Below are 20,924 nucleotides of genomic sequence, written 5' to 3' on the forward strand. Positions count from 1 at the left end.
AGGATCGCATTCACTCATAGGGAGAAAATCTTGTTAGAACCCTCAACAACCAACATTGGTTCCAAGCAACAAGCACCCGGGTCCCCGTCCTCCGTGTCCGCACGGCTGGAGCGGCTGCCATGGAGCCGGTTCCAAAGAAGCATTTTCCTCGTCGTAGCCACCGCTTGGCTCTTCGACTCCATCGACCTCGGCGCCATCACATTCCTGCTCTCACCTATAAGTACCGAATTCCACCTCTCGGCTGCGCAGGCAGGCCTGCTGGGAAGCGCCAGCTTCGCCGGAATGCTGACGGGTGCCATTGCCGCCGGTTCCCTTGCCGACCGCATCGGCAGGCAGAAAGTCTTCCAGTACAGCATCCTCATCTGGGGTGTGGCGAGCCTCGCGCTCGTCTTCGCCTGGGACTTCAACAGCGTCGCGAGCTTCCGTTTCCTCCTGGGAGTAGGCATGGGCGCCGAGTTCCCTGTCGCTGCAGCCCTTATCGCCGAGTTCATGCCCGCCAAGAAACGCGGCAGGTACGCGGCACTTCTTGAGGGTGCCTGGCCAGTTGGATTCATCGCTGCGGGAGCCATTGCATACTTCATGGTTCCGGCCTGGGGCTGGCGCGGCTTCTTTGCCCTCCAGGCTGTGCTCGCCCTCTGGGCATTGGTCATCCGACGCAGCGTTCCGGAGTCACCGCGCTGGCTGGCCTCACGCGGCCTTACGATCGAAGCCGACCGTGTGATGACCGGCATAGAGACAGCCGTCGCCAAAGCGTCGGGCTCACCGCTCCCCGATTATGACGTTGTGAGCGTTGCGGCCAAAACTTCCGAAGAACCACGCGGTATTCGCGCTCTCTTTGTCCCGGAGTACCGTCGCCGCACCATCATGCTGTGGCTCGTCTGGTTCTGCATCCTCTTCGGCTACTACGGACTCACCACGTGGATCGGCAAGCTTCTTACCGACAGCGGGTTCGACGTCGTCAAGAGCATAGGTTTCATTCTCCTGATGGCCCTGTGGGGTATCCCGGGGTTCATCTCGGCAGCCTTCCTCATCGAAGTCATTGGCCGCAAGTACTGCCTGGCCCTTTACACAGTCCTGTCCGCCGCCGCTGCGTTCTTCTACGGTCAAGCAGCCGGCGAAACCCAACTCATGATCTACGGTTCACTTCTGCAGTTCTTCTTCTTCGGGATGTGGTCCTCCATCTACGCCTTCACCCCCGAACTGTTTCCGACCAGAGCCCGCGGCATCGGCGTCGGAACGGCGACGGCTGCGGGTCGTCTCGGCGCGCTGCTGGGACCGATTGTGGTCCCCCTGCTGCTGGCAGCAGGGGGCACGAGCTTGGTCTTCAGCGCGAGCGCTGCCTTGTTCGTACTGGCCGCTGTCATAGTCCTGATCGCACTACCGGAGACAAAACACGCCGTCCTCGAAGACATTTCCCACTAACCCCAAGTGCTTGGGAGGCCTAAGAATCTTCCCAAGCACACCCGGACCAGGAGCCCATGAAACAAGATGAGAGCAACGAACATCATCAGCAGGATCGCGACAGACACTGCCCCGCCGGCGGCCGGACCATACGCCCAAGCCGTCAGGCACGGTGACCTCCTCTATGTCAGCGGACAGCTACCGATCAATCCCCTGACACTCCGAATAGAGAGCCCAACCGACGCATCTGCCCAGACGAGACAGGTCCTCGACAATGTAGCCAGCATCCTGAACCATGCGGGGGGAAGCCTCCAGAGCGTTCTTAAGGTCACCATCTTCCTGACGAGAATCGAGGACTTCGCGGACGTGAACCGGATATATGAGCAGGTGCTCGGTGAGGACTTCCCCGCCAGGTCGTGCATTGCAGTTTCCGCGCTGCCCCATCCGGATGCCGTGGTGGAAATCGAAGTCACAGCGACGCTCCCTTCTCCTGTTGAAGTAGCGCTCTAGGAGGTCGGGGGGGCTGTGTCTGTCCTATGAAGCGGTCCGACACAGCCTTCCCCACTCTGGAACCGGTCCGGTTGGTGTCCCGGTTTACGCGGGCGGTGCACCCAACTCCAGCGCATTGATCTCCGCCCTGGCGGCACGCACAACTTCGCGATCTGTCACGGTGTACGCCGAGGGGTCGGCACCATCCTGGGCGCCGAGCGAAATGGCCCCGTTGCCCAGCGTGGAGATTGTCTTCTTGGCAGAAAGGTGAACGGCGGACAGGCCTGCTGCATGCATCGCCGGGATGTCGTCAAGGGACAGTCCCCCGCCTGCCATGATTTCCAGGGCGCCGCCGGCCCTTTCCACCATCTCGGACAGGGTTTCCAGTCCAGCGCCCGCGGTGGCTTGGTGACCCGAAGTGAGGACCCTTGTAAAGCCGAGGTCCAGTAGTTCATCCAATGCCGCGAACGGATCACGGGACTGGTCGATCGCTCGATGAAACGTCAACTGGGCGTCCGCATTGGTCTCCCGGGCTGAATCCACAAGGCGCCTCACGGCCCGCACATCCACGTCGCCGGACGCAGTGAGGGCTCCGATCACCACGCCGTGCGCCCCTTGGGCCAGCAGGTGGCGGATTTCGTGGACCATGGTGTCCACGTCGGAGGCCGAGTACCGGAAATCACCGGGCCTGGAACGAATCAGCGGATGGATTTCCAGTCGGCCGTCAACGTGCTCATTGCTGGCTTCCATCAACCCTTGGCTGGGCGTGATTCCGCCCAGCTCAAGGCTGCTGCACAATTCAATACGGTTGGCTCCCTCAGCGGCGGCCGTACCGGCACCGGCAGCGCTGACCACGGCGATTTCAAGTTTCATGCTGGAACTCTACGCGGAGTTTTTGTACAGGTAATGCCCCTAAGATGGCTCCTTGAGGGCATCACCTGTACAAAAACTCGTCAGGCTTGGTAGCGCCCGAGCTTTTCCTTCTGCTCGGAGGTCAGTCTCAGCACCCGCCCGCTGGCCTCGGCGACGAAAGCCAAGTGAGTGGTGGCTTTGACGCAGTCCTCCCGCGTGACGGGGTCCTTGATGACGTAGTGGAGATCGAAGCTTGCGCCTTTGACAGCGCCCACCCAGATCTCTACGACGGCCGGAACGTTCCGGTATTCCAGTGTCCGGACATACCGGACCTTATGCTCCACCACCAGGGTCATGGTGCCCTCTTCAACGTCGTTGAAAAGGGCCGCCGGTGGCTCCACGCCGGGAAGGCCTGCACCGCGGGGTGGCCCGAAGGCTGCGATGCGGGCTTCCTCGAGCATGCGCACAATCTGAACATTGTTGATGTGTCCGTAGGCGTCCATGTCACCCCAGCGCATGGGTACGAGGACCTCTATGCGCTGGGGTGTCATGGAATCCTGGGCATTCACACCGGCACCCAGTGAATCCGTGCTCAGCTGTGCACCGCCGTCGAATCGTCCACAGCAGTCTCTTCCTCACCAGCGAACTGGGACATGTACAACCGGTAGTACGCGCCCTGAAGCGTGAGCAAGTGGGCGTGGTTGCCCTGTTCCACGATCTTGCCGTTTTCCATTACCAGGATGGTGTCGGCGTCCCGGATGGTGGAGAGGCGGTGGGCGATCACAAAGCTCGTCCGGTCCGTGCGGAGGGCAGCCATGGCCTTCTGCAGCAACAGTTCGGTACGGGTGTCCACGGAGCTCGTGGCCTCGTCCAGGATCAACAGCGACGGATCGGAAACGAAGGCACGGGCGATGGTGATGAGCTGCTTCTCACCTGCGCTGACGTTGTTGCCTTCTTCGTCAATGATCGTCTGGTAACCGTCAGGAAGGGCACGTACGAAGCGGTCCACGTAGGTGGCCTTGGCCGCCTCCATGATCTGCTCTTCGGTGGCGTCCAGCTTGCCGTACTTGATGTTGTCGTAGATGGTCCCGCCGAAGAGCCAGGCATCCTGCAACACCATGCCCACCTTGGATCGCAGCTCTGAACGGCTGAGGTCCTTGATGTCCACGCCGTCAAGCGTGATCCGTCCGGCATTGAGTTCGTAGAAGCGCATCACGAGGTTCACCAAGGTGGTCTTGCCGGCGCCCGTGGGCCCGACGATGGCCACCGTGTGGCCCGGTTCCGCGCTGAAGGACAGGTCCTCGATAAGCGGTTTGTCCTCTACGTAGCTGAACGAGACGTGCTCGAACTCAACGTGGCCATCGGTCTTTGAGGGCAGGTGGCGCGTACCGGTCTCTTCCACCTCTTCATCAGCATCAAGGAACTCGAAGACGCGCTCAGCGGAGGCCACACCGGACTGAAGCATGTTCGCCATACCCGCGATCTGGCCCAGCGGCTGGGTGAACTCACGCGAGTACTGGATGAAGGCCGTGGCATCGCCCAGGCTCATGGAACCCGAAGCAACGCGCAGACCACCCACAACGGCGATGCCCACGTAGGACAGGTACGACACAAAGTTCATGGCCGGGAAGATCACGCCGGAAACGAACTGTGCGCCGAACGATGCTTTGTACAGTTCGTCGTTCTTCTCGTCGAACCGTTCCAGCATGTCGGCGTCGCGGCCGAACACCTTCACAAGATCGTGGCCGGAGAACGATTCCTCGATCTGGCCGTTGAGTGCGCCGGTGTTCTTCCACTGCGCCGCGAAGAGCTTCTGGCTGCGGGCACCGATGACGCCTGCCACGATCCCGGACAACGGCAGGGCGATCAAAGCGATCAGTGCCAATTCCCAGGACACGATGAACATCATGACCGTAATACCCAGGACAGTGAGCACGGAGCTGACCAACTGCGAGAAAGCCTGCTGGAGGCCTTGCTGGACGTTATCGACATCGTTGGTTACTCGGGACAGAATGTCGCCGCGCTGGCGGGTGTCGAAGTAGTTCAACGGAAGCCGGTTGAGCTTCGCCTGGACATCATCACGAAGCTTTTTGATGACGCGCATGACGATCCTGTTGAGCAACCAACCTTGGGCCCACAGGAAGATGTTCGCCACAAAGTACATCAGGAGCACGATCGAAATCAGGAACGTCAGCTTGGGGAAGTCGATTCCGTTGGTGAGTTCCATCTTGGACACCATGTCCGCGAAGTTGCCCTGGCCCTGCTGGCGCATGAGCTCCACGAACTGTTCCTGGGAAACACCGGGCGGGATCTGCCTGCCCACGACACCACCGAAGATGACGTCCATGGCACTGCCCAGGACCTTGGGCGCGATGACGTTGAGGACCACCGAGACCACGACGAGGCCGATCACGATGTACACGCCAACGCTCTCGGGCTTCAGCAGGCCCATCAGGCGCTTGGCCGAAGGCCAGAAAGCCTTGGCTTTCTTGGCAGGGACGTCTCCGAACATGCCGCCGTCGGCTTCAGAGGGGACGTACTCCTCCTCGACGAATTCGTCGTCATCGAGCGCTTCGGTTGCCACCTCGGCCTCGACCGTTGCCTTGGTATCCTTGGCGGCTTCTGCCTTGGCAGCCCAGCCGCGTTTCTTTTGCTGGTTCTGCTCGCTCATGCCACTTCCTCCACGCTCAGCTGGGATTCAACGATTTCCTGGTACGTGGGTGACGTCTCCAGCAGTTCGTCATGCGTTCCCCGGTCAACGATGCGGCCGTTGTCCAGGACAAGGATTTCGTCAGCATCGGCAATGGTGGAGACACGCTGGGCCACGATGATGACCGTGGCATCCTTGGTCTTCCCCTTCAGGGCCTTCCGGAGCCGGGCGTCGGTGGCGACGTCCAAAGCGGAGAACGAATCGTCAAACAAGTACACGTTCGGTTTGGTGACCAACGCCCTGGCGATGGACAGTCGCTGGCGCTGTCCACCGGAGACGTTGGTGCCGCCCTGGGCGATCCGCCGGTTCAGGCCGGACGACTTCTCTTCCACGAACCCCTTGGCCTGCGCGGTCTCCAGCGCATCCCACAGTTCTTCGTCCGTGGCGTCGGGCTTGCCGAAGCGCAGGTTGTGTTCGATGGTCCCGGAGAACAGGTACGGCTTCTGCGGAACAGCGGAGACCCGGCTGGTGATTTCCGATGCGTCCATCTCGGTGACAGGCACGCCGTCGAGCAGGACGTCACCGGAGGCGACATCGTAAAGTCGCGGCAGCAGGGACACCAGGGTGGTCTTGCCGGCACCGGTGGAACCGATGATGGCAAGGGTCTTGCCGGGCTCGGCGGTGAAGGAGATGTTGCTCAGCACCGGTGCCTCAGCACCTGGGTATTTGAAGGTGACGTCGCGGAATTCGACGCGTCCCTTCTTCTCCGCCGGCACCACCGGTGAGGTGGGGTTGTGAATGGAAGGCTCGACGTCGAGTACCTCGCCGATGCGGTCGGCACAGACGGAGGCGCGGGGAATCATCATGGCCATGAAGGTGCCCATCATGACGGCCATCAGGATCTGGAGCAGGTACTGCAGGAAGGCCGTGAGGGCACCCACCTGCATGTCGCCGGAGTCCACGCGCTGCCCGCCGAACCACAGCACGGCAGCCGTGGACAGGTGCAGGATCATTCCGATGGCCGGGAACATCAGGACAAACAGGTTGCCGATCTTCACGGAGACGGCGGTGAGGTCTTCGTTGGCGTCGCCGAAGCGCTTGGCTTCGTGGGGCTCACGCACAAAGGCGCGGACCACGCGGATACCAATGATCTGCTCGCGCAGCACGCCGTTGATGGCGTCGATCTTGGTCTGCATGGAGCGGAAGAGCGGCATGAGACGGACTACGAGGTAGCCAACCACGGCCACGAGGACAGGCACGGAGACCCAGACAAGCCAGGAAAGATTCAGGTCTTCACGGAGGGCCATGATGATGCCGCCCACGCACATGATGGGCGTTGAAACCATGAAGTTAAGGCCCATGAGTACCAGCATCTGCACCTGCTGGACATCGTTGGTGCCGCGGGTGATCAGGGTGGGGGCGCCAAAGCGGTTGACGTCCTGCGCGGAGAAGCTGCTGACCTGCCGGTAGACACTGCGGCGCAGGTCCCGTCCGATGGCCATGGCAACGCGGGAGCCGAAGTACACGGCGATGATGGCGGTGAGCACCTGTCCAAGGGCGACAGCGAGCATGAGTGCACCGGTCTGCCAAATGAAGTCGGTGTCTCCGCGGGACACTCCTTCATCAATGATTTTGGCGTTCAGGCTGGGGAGGTAGAGCGTGGCGATGGTGGACGCCAACTGAAAAATCAGCACGGCCACAATCTGCGGCAAATACGGCTTGGAATAGCGCCGTATAAGGGTGACAAGCATGCCCACGGGTCCTTAGAAAGAGTGCGTGAATGAGTTAAGAGAAGTTTCGCAGCAGGGGCTGACAGTATTAGCCTCCCTACTCTACGAAATCCGTTGCCCTGGCGAAACAACTTAAGGAAAAGATCATCCCAGCGGAGTATTTCCCGTGTCGCGGCTGCTTTCCCTGGTGCAGGAACACGCCGACACACAGCAAAGCGCCGGTTGGAATCCCAACCGGCGCTTCACCGTCCACGGACTTAGCCGGCGTGCTTGCCGTGGTCCGGGCGGGCTTCAACTCCTTGGAGAAGCAGCAACGCCATCCGTTCCTGCTGCCGACGTTCGCGCTTGAGTTCCTTGCGGATCGCCGCAAGTTCCTCAGCCGTGCTGGCCTGCTGCTCCGCGATGGTCTGCTGCTCCCGCAACCGCGCTTGCAGTTCCACGTTGGCCCGGCTGAGCTGCAACTGCTGTTCGGCCAGGACGTATTGGGTACGGGACAACTGCTCCTGCACTTCCTTCACGTCAGCGGTGGCGTGCGGGCGCTCCTGGGTAAGGATCCGGGCAAACTCAAGATCCAGGTCGGATCCGGAGTCCTGGTTCGGAACCTGACGTTCTGCCCCGGCGACGCTGCGTTCGGCACCCAGGCGGCTGCCGCCGTCGTCCACTTTCACTGCGTCCAGGGACGCGGTGTCCAGAGGCATTCCGGCATCTCCCGAGGCCGTGGCCATCAGTTCCTTCTCAGGAGCGGCATCCACGGTACGGCGCAGGGGACGTTCCTTGATGAAAAGCACGGCCAGTAGTGCAACCACGCTGATGATCGCCGAGATCAGGAAGATCTGCGCGGTGGCGTCACCGTAGGCGGCGCGCATGATGTCGGCAATGGGTGCGGGCATGTCAGCGAGATCCATGCTGGCTCCGGAGGCGCCGCCTTGAACCGGGATACCAGCTGCAGCCATTCCTTCAACCGCGAGGTCCTTCACGTGGTTGGACATGATGGCACCGAGCACGGAGACACCGATCGCTCCACCCACCGAGCGGAAGAACGCCACGGAAGCACTCGCGGTTCCGATGTCCTTTGCCTGGACCGTGTTCTGCACGGCCAGCACCAGGTTCTGCATCAGCATGCCGAGGCCGAGGCCGAACACGCCGGTGTAGATGGCAACGATCCACAGTTCAGTGGTGTGGTCCATGGTTCCGGCGAACGCGAGCCCACCAATGAGGAGGACTGAGCCTGCGATCAGGAACCTCTTCCACTTACCGAAGCGGCTGATCAGGATGCCCGACGCCACGGAACCGATGAGGTTGCCCGCGATCATCGGCAGCGTCAGCAGGCCGGCCTCGGTGGGGGTGGCCCCCCGGGCCACCTGGAAGTACTGGCCCAGGAAGGTGGACGAACCGAACATGGCGATACCAACAGCTACCGACGCAACGATGGCCAGTGCTGTGGTGCGCTCGGAGATGATCTTCAGCGGGATGATGGGCTGGGCCACCTTGGTTTCCACGAAGACCAGGAGGGCCAGCAGCGCGACGCCGCCACCCACCATAAGGGCCGACTGCCATGAGAACCAGTCATAGTAATCCGGGTTGCCGGCGAAGGAAACCCAGATCAAGAGCAGGCTCACACCGGAGGTCAGCAGGATGGAACCGAGCCAGTCGATCTTGGCCGGGCGCTTGATGTGCTGGATCTTCAGGGTCACTTGGAGAAGGATGAGCGCAACGACGGCCAGCGGCACGCAGACGAAGAAGGTCCAGCGCCAGCCGAGCGGGCTGTCAACGATGAAACCGCCGAGCAGCGGGCCACCGGCTGTACCAACGGCCATCACGGCACCCATGTAACCGGAATACTTGCCGCGGTCGCGCGGCGGAATCATGGACCCGATAATCGCCTGCGCCAAGGCTGTGAGGCCACCCATGGCAATACCTTGGATGACGCGTGCGGTCAGCAGCAGCGGAATGGTTTCGGACAAGCCTGCCATAACGGAGCCGGCCACGAAGATGATGATGCTCAGCTGGACCAGGAGCTTCTTGTCGAAGAGGTCCGCGAGCTTGCCCCAGATGGGCGTGGTGGCAGCGTTCGCCAACAAGGCTGCCGTGATGACCCAGGCGAAGTCGGTTTGCGTGCCCTTGAGTTCGGACATGATGGTGGGCAGCGCATTGGCCACGATCGTGCTGCTGAGGATCGCCGTGAAGAACGCCGCAAGGAGGCCTGTGAGGGCTTCCATGATCTGCCGGTGGGTCATGGGCGCGGCGGCCCTGTTAACTGAGGCGTCCACCGCCTTCGGGTGTTGTACTGCTGGTGTAGCCATGCGTGGGCTCCTAAGCTGTCTGGTTTGTTGTGATGGAGCCGGCCGCCGTTGCCCGGATTGAGTCCTTGAGGGACACAGTGAGTTTGTTGATGACCTGGGAGGCCTCGAGGGCGTCGGCCTCGCTCCAATCCGCCAGGTAATCCCGCAGTCTCACGCTGCGTTGTTCTTCGAATTCGCGCAGTTTCGCTGCCCCTTCATCCGTCAAGGCCAGGAGTTGAGCCCTCCCGTCCGCGGGGTCCGGCCGCCTGACCACAAAGCCAAGCTCTTCGAGTTCAGTGATGTGCCTGCTGAGGACCGGAGCGCTGACACCCAGCCGTGTGGCCAAATGTGTGGCGCGGGTCTCCCCCTCGCCGATGAATCGCATCACTCCCTGCACAGCCATTCCGACGTCGGGAACGCGGGCCATGTGGGCGGTCACCACGCAGCGCAGGGTGCGCTGGAGGTCGAAGATTTGATGCACAAGATCAGTTGCCGTGGCAGAACCGACGGACATGGAAAACACCCCTCTTTTTGTTTGCCTAAAGCAACTATAACGCAGATTGATTGCTTTGGGAAACTAAAGAAGGGTCAGGATGTCTCCCGAGTCAGTTCCCGGGCAGCCGCAATAACCTCCTCAACGCGTCGAGGCCTCCTCACTCCGGGCGGAACCACTGCCACCAGCTTGTTCTCCGGCAATTTGTCCTCGATGGGAACCAGCGCCACGTTTGCCCCCGTGTACAGCGATTCGATCCCGGGCCACACGTTTGTCACCGAGTAAGCCCGACCACTGGCCACAATGCCGCGAATCGTCTGGGCCACCACGCTCCGCCACCGCACTTTCGGCTCTATCCCCGCGGAGTGGAACATCGCAATGACCCGCTCCGCACTGGGAGGAACGTCAAACAAAACAACGTCCTCTTCGGCGAGGTCGGCAAATCTCAGCGACGCCCTGCCTGCCAGCGGGTGGTCCGCGGAGAGCATGAACTGCGGCCGGGATGCGGCCACCGTGACAACTTCGACGCCGGGCAGTGCCTGGAGGGAATAGATGAACGCGATGTCCAGCTCCCCCTCCCCCACGGCCCGCTGCAGTTGCTCCGCATTTCCTTCCACGAAGTCGAGCTCCACCTCGGGCCACATCGCGGCGAAGAGCCGTATCAGTTCGGGGATCAGCCGGGGCGAGATCGCGATCATGCACCCGATCGATACCCGGCCGCGCATCTCATCATGGGACCCATGGAGTGCGCCCTGCAGCTCGGCTGTTTCCCTCAGGATCCGGCGGGCTCGAACACCCAATTCCACGCCTGCCGGGGTGGGCTCCACGCGCTTGGCCCGCGTTCGGATCAGCAAATCGAGGCCGAGGCTTTTTTCCAATTGGGCGACGGCCATGGAGGCAGCAGCCTGGGAGATATTGCTCTCGCTGGCCGCTTTGGTCAGTGATCCGTGATCCAGGACGGCCACAAAGTACTCCAGTTGCCGCAGCGTGAACTCACCCATCAGTTCTCCTTATGAACTTCTTTGAATTGATTGATTATACAAGTGAAGTGCTGCGGACCACACTGGAAGAAAGCCAATCCCGACCAAGGAGCACCATGACGCCGACGTCATCCCTCACACCCCACATCGTCACCCTGGGCACAGCCGGTGGACCTCGATGGTGGGCGGCGGCAGACAGCGGCGAGCGTACCGGCATCGCAACCGCCGTAGTGGTCGGGGATGCCTTCTACCTGGTTGATTTCGGCCAAGGTGCCGGACGCCGCCTGAGCCAGTCCGGGCTGCAACTCAAGGACCTGCGAGCGCTCTTCATCACCCATCTGCATTCGGACCACGTGTACGACCTCGCTGGACTGGGGATCTTCGGGCTTTACGCCCTCAGTGACCGCACAGAGAATCCCGTCCGCATCCTTGGCCCGGGTAACCGTGGCGAGCTGCCCGCGGTCTCGCCCCGCGCCGTCGTCGAGCCCCAACCGCTGGCGCCGGAGAATCCGACGCCGGGCACGCGCCAAATGTTCGAACAGCTCATGAAGGCGCACGCGACCGACCTCAACGACCGCATCCTTGACAGCCTCCGGCCCAACCCGCTGGACATCTTCAAGGCTGAGGACATCCGGATTCCCGACGAAACCGGCTACCACCCCAACAACAACCCGACGCCGGACATGGAGCCGTTCGAGGTTTACCGTGACGAACTGGTGACCGTAACGGCCATCCTGGTGGAGCACCCTCCCGTGGCCCCGGCTTTCGCCTTCCGTTTTGACACCGCCGAGGGTTCAGTGACGATCTCCGGCGACACCGCCTACACGCAGAACATGATCACGTTGGCGCAGGACACCGACCTCCTCCTGCATGAAGCGATCGATTTCGGCTGGGTGGAGTCGCTGTACGCAGACAAGACGGATGAATCCAGCCGGGCCTCCCGGGACCACCATTACAAGTCCCACACGAGTGTCCGGGATGCTGCCAAATTGGCGGAAGCGGCAGGCGTCGGCCACCTCGCCCTGCACCACCTTGTCCCCGGTTCCGCCTCCGCAGCCGTGTGGGAGGAAGCCGGAGAACACTTCACAGGAAAGTTCACCGTCCCGAACGATCTGGACACCATCAACTTCGCCCGTCAGCGCTGACGAGGCCCGAAACAACCGAGGAAGCATATGAGCTCAGCACCAACAGCCGCGGACAAAGGCGCCGTGGCCACTGCGGAACCATCCCTGAACACCAAGGACATGCGGCGCATTCTTGCCTCCAGCTTCGTGGGCAGCGCCATCGAGTATTACGATTTTGTCCTGTACGCCACAGCGGCGAGCCTGGTCTTCAACAAGGTCTTTTTCGCCAATCTTGGCCCCGGATTCGATCTGTTCGCCTCGTTTGTCACCCTCGCCGTGGGTTACCTTGCCAGGCCCTTGGGCGGGCTCATCTTCGGGCACTTCGGCGATCGCCTGGGCCGCAAGAAGATGTTGGTCCTGTCCATGTTGATCATGGGACTCGGTACCACCGCGATCGGGCTGCTTCCTCCCACGGCCCAGATTGGCATGGCCGCACCGATTGCGCTGGTGGTACTCCGGCTGGTCCAAGGCGTTGCGGTCGGCGGAGAGTGGGGCGGCGCCGCACTCATGGCCATCGAGCATGCTCCCAAGAAGCACCGCGGCTTCGCAGCCGCCTTCGCCAACGCCGGCGGACCGGCGGGCGCCATCCTTGGCACGCTCGCCTTGTCCTTGTTCGCCGCCGTTTCCGGCGATGACTTCCTGGTGTGGGGCTGGCGGGTACCCTTCCTGCTGAGCGCCTTGCTCATTGTGGTTGGCATGGTGATCCGTTTGAAGGTGGCCGAGACTCCTTCGTTCCAGCGCCTTGAGGCTGCGGGCGAAAAGCGCCGGGTGCCCTTGCTGGATGTCCTGAAGAACAACCCCAAAGCTGTGGTCCTGGGCTTGCTGGCCACTACTTCGTTCTACGTCTGTCAGTCGATGACCACGGTGTGGGGTGTTTCCGTAGCTGTTGAAAGCGGCGCGGACAAGAACGGCGTACTGAACATCAAGGCCCTCGCTGCACTGTTGACCTTGGTGATCTGCTTCTACTCCGCCCGCCTCAGCGACCGGATCGGTCGCCGTCGTGTCCTTATGGGCGCATCACTCATGGGGGCCGTGCTGGTTTACCCGATTTTGGTGCTGATGACCAACGGGGAACTGTGGGGCTTTGCCATGGCCATCATCCTGGGCAATGGCCTGGTCCAGGGATTCCTGTATGGACCCATTGCCGCGTATGTTGCCGAGCAGTTCCCTACCCGCAACCGCTACACCGGCGCATCCTTGGCGTACCAGGGAGCTTCCATGATCGGTGCCGGCTTCACGCCCATGATCGTCGCCGGACTGAGCCTCGCCGCCGGCGGAGGATTGTGGTTGATCGCCATCTTCTGGATTGTTGCGCTCTTGGCCTCGACCGTCGCCGTGAGGCTCACACCGGAAGGTACCCAGCGAGAGCTCGACTAAGGCGCTGAAAGCAGTCAGCCCCCGCACGGTCTTCCGTGCGGGGGCTGACTGCTTTTGATCTAGTCCAGGTGCGTTGGGCCGAACATCTTGAGCAGCGTTTCAACCACGACGACGTTGGGTCCGTCCGCTTCGAAGGACGCCTTGAGTGCGTCCCCCACTTCCTCGGGGGCGACCCGGCGGGCCGGGACACCAAAGGATTCAGCGAGCTTCACGAAGTCCGGGCGGGCGAGTTCGGTGGCCGTGGCCTTGCCGAAAGCACCCACCATGTATTCTCGCAGGATGCCGTAGCCGCCGTCGTCCACGATCAGCCAGGTGACCGGGACGTTGTGCTGCTTTGCGGTGGCGAGTTCGGAGATGGAGTACATGGAGGAACCGTCACCGGAAACTGCGAGCACTCTGCCGGGCTTTCCGGTGGTTTCCAGTCCCACGGCGCCGCCGATCGCCGCCGGGAAGCCGTAGCCGAGGCCGCCGGCTCCCTGGGCTGAGTGGAACTGGCCCTGGCGGGCGTCCCAACAGCTCCAGCCCCAGTACGCGGAGATGGTCATGTCCCAGAACGTCTGCATGTCGGCCGGGACGGCCTCGCGGATGTCGGCCATGAACTTCAGTTCCTTGGCGAGGTCCTGTGACTCCAGGCGGTCCTTGACCTTGGCCAGGGAGTCCTTGACCAGGTCCTCCGGAGTGGTGCCGTGCCAAGACCGTGTCACTGTGTCCGCGGCACCGGCTGCTGCGAGGGCTTCGTCCAGGGCTGCGAGGGCCTGGCCGGCGTCGGCACGGATGCCCAGACCCGGCCGGTTGGATTCCAGGACCCGGGGTTCGGCATCGATCTGGATGATCCGGCCACGGGGTTCGAAGGTGAAGTAGTTGGACGTCACTTCACCCAGGGACGATCCGACCACGATCAGGACGTCCGCGTCTTCGAGGACGTCGGTCATATACCGGTCCTCGATCCAGGACTGCAGGGAAAGCTCGTGCGTCCAGGGGAACGCACCATTTCCGCCGGGGGTGCAAATGACCGGCGCGCGCAGTTGCTCGGCGATCGAGAGCAGCGACTTCTCGGCCCGGCCACGGCGGGTACCGCCGCCTGCGATGATCGCCGGACGTTCCGCCGTCGAGAGCCATTTCACGGCTTCGCGGATCAGCTCGACACGCGGGGGGTTGTCGAATGCTTCGGCGAGGGCGTCTTCAACCGGCGGGACCATGATGGGATCCAGGAGGACGTTCTGCGGGATTTCGATCCACACCGGGCCTTGCGGCGAGGAGATAGCTTCGGTCCAGGCGTCCTGGATGGCCGACGGGATACCGGAGGCGTGCTGGATCAGGCGCTGGCTCTTGGTGACGTTCGCGGCCGAAGCCTTCTGGTCATCAAGCTGGTGCAACATGCCCTTGCGGCGTGCGCCCAAACCGTCGAGCGGGATCTGGCTGGCGACAACCACCATCGGAACACCCGTGGCATAGGCCTCCTGGAGGCCTGCAAGGGAGGTCAGCGCACCGGGACCGGTGGACAGGAACAGAACCCCCACCTCGCCGGTGGCGCGCGAGTAGCCGTCGGCTGCGAAGGCCGAGTTGTTCTCCACACGGGAGGAAACGAAGTGCAGGTTGCCGCGACCCATGGCATCGAAGAGACCCAGGGCGTGCTGGCCCGGGATACCGAAGACGGTCTTCGCGCCCAGCGCTTCAAGGGTCTCGACGACGAGGTCCCCGCCGTTGCGCTGGTTGGTCCCTTTGGTGGGGGCTGCTGTGCCGGGATCGAAATCGATCATCGCCGGTCTCCGATTGCCTGTGCGACTTCCTGGATGCGGGCGCCGAGGGCCTGCTGAGCGTAGCCGTTCGGGGCGCCGAGACGGTCGCCTTCCACGGCGTTGTCTGCCATGAGGGTCACCAGTTCGTAGGCCACGTGGCTGCCGGCGACTCCGGTGATTTCGGCGTGGTCGTAGGCCGGGGCGACTTCCACCACGTCCGCGCCCACGAGGTTCATGCCGCGGAAGCCACGGATGATCTCCAGGAGTTCACGGCTGGTGATGCCGCCGGCTTCGGGGGTGCCGGTGCCGGGCGCGTGGGCCGGATCCAGGACGTCGATGTCCACCGAGATGTACAGCGGGCGGTTGCCGATGCGGTCACGAATCTTCGCCACCGTCTCCAGGACGCCCTGGTAGTAGACGTCAGCGGAGGTGACGATTCCGAAGCCGAAGCGGTGGTCGTCGTCGAGGTCTTTCTTGCCGTACAGCGGACCGCGAGTACCTACGTGGCTGATGGCTTCCGTATCCAGGATGCCCTCTTCGACTGCCCGGCGGAACGGGGTGCCGTGCGTGTACTCGGCGCCGAAGTAGGTGTCCCAGGTGTCCAGGTGGGCGTCAAAGTGGAGCATGGCGATGGGTTCACCGGCGCGCTCAGCTGCAGCGCGGAGCAGCGGAAGGGCAATGGTGTGGTCGCCACCGAGGGTGACCAGCTTGCTGCCGTTGGCCGTAAGATCCAGCGCGTTCTGCTGAATGGTCTCAATGGCCTCATTGATGTTGAACGGGTTCACGGCCATGTCGCCAGCGTCGGCCACCTGGATGTTCTCGAACGGGCTGACATCCCAGGCCGGGTTGTACGGGCGCAGCAGACGGCTGGCCTCACGCACGTGGTTTGCGCCGAAGCGGGCACCGGGACGGTACGAAACGCCGGAGTCGAAGGGGACGCCCACTACCGTGACGTCGGCCTTGGAGACCTGGTCCAGACGGGGCAGTCGGGCGTACGTGGCGGCACCGGCGTAGCGCGGGATGCGGGACGAGTCGATGGGGCCGAGGTTCCCGTTGGCTTCAATACGGAGCTCTTCCAAAATGTGCCACTCCTTAACATCATTGGGGGATTGGATCACTAGCTGTGACACCCATCATACACTCGAAGTTGTCTAATATGCATCACCTGTTTACAAGTATGGTTTGAGGTTCCGCGCATGAGATGCCGGTCACAGCAGGCGTAAAGATTCCATAAAAACCGGGGTCCCGGCGTCGAAAGCCGCCATACGCTCCTTGCGGAAGCAGTACCGTGCTGCGCGAAAGGACACCGTGACCACCCTGTCGAGGCCTCCGGCCGACCCGGCCAACCGGCCAAAGAATTCCTTCAAGCTCAAACCTTGGTTGCTGGAAGGAATGCCGGACACTTCAGGCAAGAGGCAAGGTCCCCACGGACGCCCCTCGGACTCCCACAGACCGCAGGCGTGGTGGAAAGTTATGTGCTTGACCGGGCTGGACTACTTCTCCACACTCGGATACCAACCCGCCATCGCAGCGCTAGCAGCAGGCCTGTTGTCTCCCCTGGCCACGCTGCTGCTGGTGATCGTCACGCTCGCCGGCGCCTTGCCGGTCTACCGTCGGGTGGCCAAGGAGAGCCCTCGCGGCGAAGGCTCCATCGCCATGCTGGAACGACTGCTTCCGCGCTGGGGCGGCAAACTCTTTGTTCTTGCCCTCCTGGGATTCGCTGCCACCGACTTCATGATCACCATGACGCTCTCCGCAGCCGACGCCACCGCCCACGTCATTGAAAACCCCTTCGCTCCCCACTTCCTGGAAGGCCAACAGGTAGTCATCACCCTGGCCCTGATCGCAGGCCTGGGCATCGTGTTCCTTCGCGGCTTCAAGGAGGCCATCAATGTGGCCGTTGTGCTGGTGGGTGCCTTCCTTGCATTGAACCTCGTGGTGGTGGTGGTATCCGTCAGCCACCTGTTCACTGAAGCCCGCGTCATCTCCGACTGGTGGACCGCACTCACCACCTCCTACGGCGACCCTTTCCTCATGGTCGCTGTGGCACTCATCGTCTTCCCGCGACTGGCCCTTGGCCTTTCTGGCTTCGAGACGGGCGTGGCGGTCATGCCCCAAATCAAAGGCCACCCCTCAGATACGGACGCCAACCCTGCGGGACGCATCAAGGGCGCCCACAAGCTCCTGACCACCGCAGCCATCATCATGAGTTCCTTCCTCATCACTTCAAGCTTCGCCACGGTGATGCTGATCCCCGCCGCAGAATTCCAATCAGGCGGTAAAGCAGAGGGCCGCGCGCTCGCCTACCTGGCGCACCAGTTCCTGGGCGATGGATTCGGCACGGTCTATGACATCAGCACCATTGCCATCCTGTGGTTCGCCGGCGCTTCTGCCATGGCTGGCCTCCTGAACCTCGTCCCGAGGTATCTGCCCCGTTACGGTATGGCACCCGCGTGGGCCCGCGCCTTGCGCCCCTTGGTCCTCGTCTTCACAGTCATAGCCTTTGCCATCACCATCATCTTCCAGGCCGATGTCACCGCCCAGAGCGGCGCCTATGCCACAGGCGTGCTTGTCCTGATCACTTCGGCATCGGTCGCCGTAACCCTTTCAGCACGCCGGAAGAAGCAAAGGAAGCAGGTCCTTGCCTTCGGCCTTGTCTCGGTCGTGTTCATCTTCACCACTGTGGTCAATTCCATCGAGCGACCGGACGGCCTCAAGATCGCTGGGCTCTTCATCCTCGGGATCATGGTGGTCAGCTTCATCTCGCGCATGGGAAGAGCCTTCGAACTGAGGGCCACGCACATCAAGATGGACCAGAAAGCCTTGGAATTCACGGCGGACAACACGGACGGTCCGGTCCGGATCATCGCCCATGAGCCTAAACACCTCAGTGCCAGCCGCTACCGGGAGAAGCTGCAGCACGCCCAGCAGGCCAACCACTTGCCCGTGGACTGCGATGCCGTGTTCATCGAGATCATCGTGGACGACAGCTCGGACTTTGAGCAGGAACTCCACGTAGTGGGCAAGCTCAGGCATGGTTTCAAGATCCTGGAAGTGCACAGCAATAACGTGCCGAACACCTTGGCCGCAGTTCTCCTCCACATCCGCGACGTCACTGGCTTCATGCCGCACATCTACTTCCGTTGGACCGAAGGCAACCCGATTTCGAACCTGAGCCGCTTCCTGTTCTTCGGCGAAGGGGAGATCGCGCCCGTCACCCGCGAAGTGCTCCGGGAAGCCGAACCCGACATCACCCGGCGCCCTTGGGTCCACGTGGGCTGATACCCTCCGCGAAGTGACAGATAATGCCGATGTTTCGAGGAAACATCGGCATTATCTGTCACTTCGGCGGGGCAAATTACCGGCTCGCTGCGGGCACCAGCACCCAGAGCACCTCTACGGTTTCATCCGTGGGGTTGATCCAGGTATGGGGTTCGCGTCCCGGGAAGGAAAGGGTGTCCCCCTCCTCAAGGTCATACTCCTCGTTGGTCAAGATGAGCTTGATGCGGCCCTTCACGACGTGCAGGACGTCTACATCGCAATCCACGGCGTAGAGCTCGTTCTCACCACGACCCCGGGGCTCGATGGTGGCCTGGAGGATCTGCAGGCGACGCTCCGAGCGCGCGGTCAACAATCGCTCCACAATGCCTTGGCCACCCAAGGAAATGCGGGGGCCGTCGTCACGCTTGGTCAGGTGAGTCTCAGGTGCAGCAAACAAGTCGCCCACCGAAACGGACAGGACCTGGCACAGAGTGACCAACGAGGCGACCGACGGCGATGTCAGGTCCCTCTCGACACGGCTAAGGAACCCTTTGGTCAGCCCGGTAGCGTCCGCCACTTGCTCGATGGTGAGGCGCTGCGCCTGCCGGGCCGCGCGGATTCTGGAACCGATGGCAACGGGAACATTGCTCGGTTCAACGGGGAGAGCCTTCATTCACGAACCTTTCAGGCCTGTCATGTGGCCCTGTCATTGGAGCAATAGTAGCCGGGAGACAGGCCAACAGGGCCAGAATCCGCCGAACCATGACCAAAGCGCCTTGACTGTTACTCCGATCACAACATATCCTCATAGGCAACAAGTGTTGTCTGTGAGGCACACAACACATCCCCAATCTCCAATCATCAGCACAGAGACTTCGACGCTTCGCAGGAGTATCGTCGAAACCCCCAACCTCCGTGCATCAGCTCCAAGGACCGTTCATGGAATCTTCGGCTATTAACATCGCAATCGTGGTGGTGTACCTGCTCGCCATGCTGGCATTCGGCTGGTGGGGCAAGTCCCGCACCAAGAACAACAGCGACTTCCTGGTGGCCGGCCGCCGCCTGGGACCGTTCCTCTACACCGGAACCATGGCTGCAGTGGTCCTCGGTGGAGCATCCACCGTGGGCGGCGTAGGCCTCGGTTATAAGTTCGGCATTTCAGGCATGTGGCTGGTTGTGGCCATCGGATCCGGTGTGCTGCTCCTTAGCCTCCTGTTTGCCGGGACCATTCAGAAACTCAAGATCTACACCGTCTCGCAGATGCTGACCCTTCGCTATGGAAGCACGGCAACGCAGACCTCGGGCATCGTCATGCTGGCCTACACGCTGATGCTGTGCGCCACCTCCACGGGCGCCTACGCCACCATCTTCGTGGTCCTCTTCGGCTGGGAGCGCTGGCTCGCCATCGCGATCGGCGGCGCGATCGTCCTGGTCTACTCCACCATTGGCGGCATGTGGTCCATCACCCTGGCCGACCAGGTCCAGTTCGTCATCAAGACCGTTGGTATCTTCTTCCTGATGCTCCCGTTCGCCCTGAACGCTGCCGGTGGCCTGGACGGTATCCGCGCCCGCGTCGACGAAAGCTTCTTTGACATTGGCGGCATCGGCCTCCAGACGATCATCACCTACTTCGTGGTGTACACGCTTGGCCTCCTGATCGGCCAGGACATTTGGCAGCGTGTCTTCACCGCCAAGACCCCCACCGTTGCCCGTTGGGGTGGCGCTACTGCAGGCGTCTACTGCATCCTCTACGGTTTCGCCGGTGCGCTGATCGGTATGGCCGCCAGCGTTGCCCTCTCCGGTGTCGAGATCGCTGCGAAGGACGACGTGTACGCAGAGGTTGCTACCCGCCTCCTGCCCATCGGCATCGGCGGCCTGGTGCTCGCAGCTGCGGTCGCCGCCATGATGTCCACGGCTTCCGGCGCGCTCATTGCTGCCGCCACGGTGGCCCGTGCAGACGTCATGCCCTTCGTTGCCAGCTGGTTCGGCAAGAAGGTGGACACGTCCGATTCCGACAACCCGGAGCACGACGTCAAGGCCAACCGCTACTGGGTCCTGGGACTGGGGATCGTGGCCATCATCATCGCCATCTCCACCAAGGACGTTGTGGCCGCGTTGACCATCGCCTACGACATCCTGGTGGGCGGCCTGCTGGTAGCCATCATCGGCGGCCTGGTGTGGAAGCGCGGAACAGGCATCGCCGCAGCATGGTCCATGGCGGCCGGTTCAGTGGTAACCCTCGGCACCATGATCATCCTCGAGATCAATGCCGAGGTTCCCCTCGACGGCATCTACGCCAACGAGCCCATCTACTTCGGTTTGATCGCTTCGGCGTTGGTGTACATTGTGGTCTCGCTGGCGAGCAAGCCCACCGATCCGGCAGTGATGAAGGCTTGGACCGACCGCGTGGCCGGCACCCGCGTGGCTGAGGAAGAGCTCACCACACCCGCTTCGTAGTCGGGAACCAAGAACCGAGCAATGGTCGACGGCGGCGCTCCCCCTTTCCGGGGCAGCGCCGCCGTTGCGCTGTTTCAGGCAACGAAACG

General features: G+C 62.2%; 16 protein-coding genes. 6 read left to right on the forward strand and 10 right to left on the reverse strand.

The annotated features are described in order from the left end of the window. The first annotated feature begins 30 nt into the window (after positions 1-30). On the forward strand, positions 31-1,422 hold the full coding sequence (locus FQP90_RS01515; RefSeq protein WP_208759904.1) for an MFS transporter: 1,392 nt from the start codon (positions 31-33) through the stop codon (positions 1,420-1,422). Positions 1,423-1,488: 66 nt separating this feature from the next. After that, positions 1,489-1,911: a RidA family protein gene (locus FQP90_RS01520; protein ID WP_144647976.1), complete on the forward strand. Its 423-nt coding sequence runs from the start codon at positions 1,489-1,491 to the stop codon at positions 1,909-1,911. 84 nt (positions 1,912-1,995) lie between these two features. Here the strand turns inward: FQP90_RS01520 and FQP90_RS01525 are convergent, their stop codons facing one another. From FQP90_RS01525 to FQP90_RS01555, 7 genes are all read right to left on the reverse strand, one after another. After that, the gene (locus FQP90_RS01525; RefSeq protein ID WP_144647977.1) at positions 1,996-2,763 is read right to left on the reverse strand and encodes a copper homeostasis protein CutC; all 768 of its coding nucleotides are present in this window, start codon (positions 2,761-2,763) and stop codon (positions 1,996-1,998) included. A gap of 80 nt (positions 2,764-2,843) precedes the next feature. After that, on the reverse strand, positions 2,844-3,260 hold the full coding sequence (locus FQP90_RS01530) for an acyl-CoA thioesterase (RefSeq protein ID WP_144648081.1): 417 nt from the start codon (positions 3,258-3,260) through the stop codon (positions 2,844-2,846). A gap of 74 nt (positions 3,261-3,334) precedes the next feature. Next, the gene (locus tag FQP90_RS01535; protein ID WP_144647978.1) at positions 3,335-5,413 is read right to left on the reverse strand and encodes an ABC transporter ATP-binding protein; all 2,079 of its coding nucleotides are present in this window, start codon (positions 5,411-5,413) and stop codon (positions 3,335-3,337) included. Beyond that, entirely contained in the window at positions 5,410-7,143 is a 1,734-nt protein-coding gene (locus FQP90_RS01540; protein ID WP_144647979.1) for an ABC transporter ATP-binding protein, read from the reverse strand. Before FQP90_RS01540 ends, FQP90_RS01535 begins: the two co-directional genes overlap by 4 nt. A 236-nt stretch (positions 7,144-7,379) precedes the next feature. Continuing rightward, a complete protein-coding gene (locus FQP90_RS01545) occupies positions 7,380-9,425 on the reverse strand; it encodes an MFS transporter (protein WP_144647980.1) in 2,046 nt (681 codons plus the stop codon). A gap of 10 nt (positions 9,426-9,435) precedes the next feature. Beyond that, entirely contained in the window at positions 9,436-9,918 is a 483-nt protein-coding gene (locus FQP90_RS01550) for a MarR family winged helix-turn-helix transcriptional regulator (RefSeq protein ID WP_144647981.1), read from the reverse strand. Positions 9,919-9,992: 74 nt separating this feature from the next. Next, on the reverse strand, positions 9,993-10,898 hold the full coding sequence (locus tag FQP90_RS01555) for a LysR family transcriptional regulator (RefSeq protein WP_144647982.1): 906 nt from the start codon (positions 10,896-10,898) through the stop codon (positions 9,993-9,995). 95 nt (positions 10,899-10,993) lie between these two features. Between FQP90_RS01555 and FQP90_RS01560 the strand changes: the two genes are divergently transcribed. Together FQP90_RS01560 and FQP90_RS01565 are read left to right on the forward strand one after the other, a co-directional pair. Next, positions 10,994-12,022, forward strand: a complete 1,029-nt coding sequence (locus FQP90_RS01560) for an MBL fold metallo-hydrolase (RefSeq protein ID WP_144647983.1) — start codon at positions 10,994-10,996, stop codon at positions 12,020-12,022. A gap of 27 nt (positions 12,023-12,049) precedes the next feature. Beyond that, positions 12,050-13,378: an MFS transporter gene (locus FQP90_RS01565; RefSeq protein ID WP_144647984.1), complete on the forward strand. Its 1,329-nt coding sequence runs from the start codon at positions 12,050-12,052 to the stop codon at positions 13,376-13,378. Between the two features lie 59 nt (positions 13,379-13,437). Here FQP90_RS01565 and FQP90_RS01570 read toward each other — a convergent pair whose 3' ends face one another. Then, complete coding sequence (locus FQP90_RS01570; protein ID WP_144647985.1) at positions 13,438-15,138, reverse strand: thiamine pyrophosphate-binding protein; 1,701 nt, start codon at positions 15,136-15,138, stop codon at positions 13,438-13,440. Further along, a complete protein-coding gene (gene speB, locus FQP90_RS01575) occupies positions 15,135-16,196 on the reverse strand; it encodes an agmatinase (RefSeq protein ID WP_144647986.1) in 1,062 nt (353 codons plus the stop codon). Before speB ends, FQP90_RS01570 begins: the two co-directional genes overlap by 4 nt. 229 nt (positions 16,197-16,425) lie before the next feature. Between speB and FQP90_RS01580 the strand changes: the two genes are divergently transcribed. After that, complete coding sequence (locus FQP90_RS01580) at positions 16,426-18,399, forward strand: APC family permease (protein WP_144647987.1); 1,974 nt, start codon at positions 16,426-16,428, stop codon at positions 18,397-18,399. Between the two features lie 76 nt (positions 18,400-18,475). On the opposite strand, the gene FQP90_RS01585 is transcribed toward FQP90_RS01580, so the two are convergent. Further along, positions 18,476-19,051: a helix-turn-helix domain-containing protein gene (locus FQP90_RS01585; protein WP_024819844.1), complete on the reverse strand. Its 576-nt coding sequence runs from the start codon at positions 19,049-19,051 to the stop codon at positions 18,476-18,478. 266 nt (positions 19,052-19,317) lie between these two features. Between FQP90_RS01585 and FQP90_RS01590 the strand changes: the two genes are divergently transcribed. Beyond that, a complete protein-coding gene (locus FQP90_RS01590) occupies positions 19,318-20,835 on the forward strand; it encodes a sodium:solute symporter (RefSeq protein WP_208759905.1) in 1,518 nt (505 codons plus the stop codon). The last annotated feature ends 89 nt before the right edge of the window (positions 20,836-20,924 follow it).

This window comes from Paenarthrobacter nitroguajacolicus, assembly GCF_007786235.1.
In the GTDB taxonomy this organism is placed as follows: Bacteria; Actinomycetota; Actinomycetes; order Actinomycetales; family Micrococcaceae; genus Arthrobacter; species Arthrobacter nitroguajacolicus_A.